The 2552-nt window shown below is 62.8% G+C and carries 3 protein-coding genes; 1 reads left to right on the top strand and 2 read right to left on the bottom strand.

All coding sequences use genetic code 11. From position 1 onward, the window contains the following. Positions 1 to 40 precede the first annotated feature (40 nt). The gene (locus NE584_RS19200; protein ID WP_256183530.1) at positions 41 to 289 is read right to left on the bottom strand and encodes an XRE family transcriptional regulator; all 249 of its coding nucleotides are present in this window, start codon (positions 287 to 289) and stop codon (positions 41 to 43) included. 98 nt (positions 290 to 387) lie between these two features. On the opposite strand from NE584_RS19200, the gene NE584_RS19195 reads away from it, so the two are divergent. After that, on the top strand, positions 388 to 741 hold the full coding sequence (locus tag NE584_RS19195; RefSeq protein ID WP_108979484.1) for a hypothetical protein: 354 nt from the start codon (positions 388 to 390) through the stop codon (positions 739 to 741). A gap of 217 nt (positions 742 to 958) precedes the next feature. Here NE584_RS19195 and murC read toward each other — a convergent pair whose 3' ends face one another. After that, positions 959 to 2353 carry a UDP-N-acetylmuramate--L-alanine ligase gene (gene murC / locus NE584_RS19190; RefSeq protein ID WP_256183529.1) on the bottom strand — a complete coding sequence of 465 codons (1395 nt, stop codon included), beginning with the start codon at positions 2351 to 2353 and terminating at the stop codon, positions 959 to 961. Positions 2354 to 2552 lie beyond the last annotated feature (199 nt).

The raw sequence follows: 2552 nt of genomic DNA, 5'->3' as shown, positions 1-2552 counted from the left end.
GGCGGCATCCGGTGGGATGCCGCCCCCTCTGAAACGGGCCTCACTCCTCAGGCGGCTGGAACAGCCGCTCCATGGGCACCTGAAAGATCTGGGAGAGAGCCAGCACCTCTCGGTCACTGGCCTCCCGGCGCTGACCCTCCAGGGCGGAGAGGCTGGACTGCCCGATGTCAATCCCCTTCAGCTGGAGCTGCGCCAACAGTATTTTCTGTTTTATGTCCTTTTCCTTGCGAAGCGAAACCACATTTCTTCCAATACAATTCTTATCTCCATAGTCCCTCCTGACTCTCACGGGGGATACCTCCATTTTTATCTGGTAAACAGATTATATGGAGAATTCCCGTTGTTATTATCGGAAAATCAGATTATAATGGTGACGAGGTGATTTTAATGTCAGATAGTCAAACCAACTTTACCTTGACTGATCCCGCCATCGAGCCGATCGATCTGAACCGGATGGACGAGTTCCTCTTTTCAGCTATGCTGCGGGCCTCCATCCACCTCGGCGGCTCTCACACCCCTCTTCAGCTGTCCAGGATGGTCAGAAAGTCGCTTTTGAAGCTCTCTCTTGAGAAGGATCTGACCTTTGACCTGGCTTATGCCAAAGAATTCACCCCCGTCTCCAAGCTATCCCCCCTGGCGCTCCAGATCTACGAAATGCTTATCGCCTACACCGTCCAGATCGTCCGGAACGGCCGCTGCCCCGCTTCCATCCCAACGCCGATACAGGAAGAGGCCCCCTGAACCGCGCAGTTTGAAATAGACAGCGATCCCCACAGGGGCCCCACCGCTCCTGTGGGGATCATTCTATCCTCCGCCTCTTCCAGCAGAGATTGCTCCCAAAAGCCTTCTCCCGGGGAAGGTGATACGGCGCATGCCGCGACGGATGTGGGGGCGGCTTTCCGCCGGGCCGCATCACAGCAACAGGGGCGCACATGGTGCGCCCCTGCAAACTTCTTTTTCAGTTTCCGGCCGGGCCCTTCTCTTGTCCGGCCAGCAGCAGCTCTCCGGCTCGGAAGATATCTCCCGCTCCCACGGTCAAAATCAGGTCCCCCGGCTGGGCCAGCTGGGCCAGCCGTTCCGCCACCTGCTCCACACCGGGGCAGAACTCCGCGCCGGGGATCTGTTCTGCCAGGTCCCGGGAGGAGATGCCCAGCTCGTTCTGCTCCCGCGCCGCGAAGATCTCCGCCAGGAGCACCTGGTCCGGCAGCTTCAGCACCTCCACAAAATCGGAAAACAGCTCGTGGGTCCTGGAATAGGTATGGGGCTGAAAAGCGCAGATCACCCGCCCATATCCCAGGCTCTGGGCCATGGTCAGCAGGGCCCGCAGCTCCTCAGGGTGGTGGGCGTAGTCGTCATAGACCTGCGCCCCCCGGTATGTCCCCTTGTGCTCAAAGCGGCGGCCCGCTCCCCGGAAGGCGCCCAGCCCCTCCCGGATGCCCCGCACCGGCACCCGCAGGGCCAGCGCGGCGGCGGCGGCGGCCAGGGCGTTGCGCACGTTGTGCTCCCCCGGCACCTGGAGCTCCACCCGGGTCACCTTCTCCCCCCGGAAGACGATGTCAAAGCTGGGGAAGCCGTTCACCCACTCCAGCCCGGCGGCGTGGACGTCCCCCTCCTCCAGGCCGAAGGTGATCAGCGGACGCTCCAGCCCGGCCAGGGTCTCCATGGTGTTCTGGTCGTCTCGGTCGGCCACCACTACGCCGGTGTCTGCCGGCACCAGCTCAGCGAAGCGGCGGAAGGAGTGCTCCACGTCCTCCAGGTCCTTGAAAAAATCCAGGTGGTCCGCATCCACATTCAGGATCACCGCTACGGTGGGGAAGAAGGAGAGGAAGGAGTTGCAGTACTCACAGGACTCCAGGATGATGGTCTCCCCCTTGCCCACCCGGTAGCCGGAGCCGATGGCGGGCAGGGTGCCGCCGATCATCACAGTAGGGTCCAGCCCTGCGGCCAGAAAGATGTGGGTGCACATAGAGGTGGTGGTGGTCTTTCCGTGGGTCCCCGCCACACACAGGGCGTTGTGGTAGTGCCGCATGATGGCTCCCCACGCCTGGGCCCGCTCGAAGACGGGGATGCCCAGCCGGCGGGCGGCGGCGATCTCCGGGTTGTCATCATGGACGGCGGCGGTGCGGATGACGCAGTCCGCCCCCTCCACGCTCTCCGGCAGGTGGCCGATGGTCACCGGGACCCCCAGCGCCCGCAGGTGCTCCACCGCCCCGCTCTCGTGGGCGTCGGAGCCGGTGATGCGCACCCCCGCCCCGTGGAGCACCTCTGCCAGCGGGGACATGGACACCCCTCCTATCCCCACCAGATGGGCGGTCCGCCCGGGCTGAATATAGTCATGTATCTCCAGGGTCATGTTTCAAGCACCTCTCCCCAGTTTTTCAAGATCCTGCGGCATCTCCGCCGCGAACAGGGCCTATTATAATATGCGCTCCCCAAAATAGCAAGGTATCTCTTCCAATATAGGCAGATCCTCCCCATTTCATACCTCCGTCCCGGGAAAAAGCCTGGGGCGGACACGCCCACACGCGCGCGGGCGGCGCGGCGGGCGGCGG

The sequence above is a fragment of the Clostridium sp. DFI.5.61 genome (assembly GCF_024462915.1).
Classification (GTDB): Bacteria; Bacillota; Clostridia; order Oscillospirales; family Oscillospiraceae; genus Lawsonibacter; species Lawsonibacter asaccharolyticus.
The sequence above is the reverse complement of the archived record's forward strand: the minus strand, read 5'-3'. Positions and strand labels throughout refer to the sequence as shown.

What these genes read in the sequence shown, in the direction of transcription:
- NE584_RS19195 (WP_108979484.1), top strand. Translation starts at nt 388, where the DNA reads ATGTCAGATAGTCAAACCAACTTTACCTTGACTGATCCCGCCATCGAG.
- murC (WP_256183529.1), bottom strand. Translation starts at nt 2,353, where the DNA reads ATGACCCTGGAGATACATGACTATATTCAGCCCGGGCGGACCGCCCAT.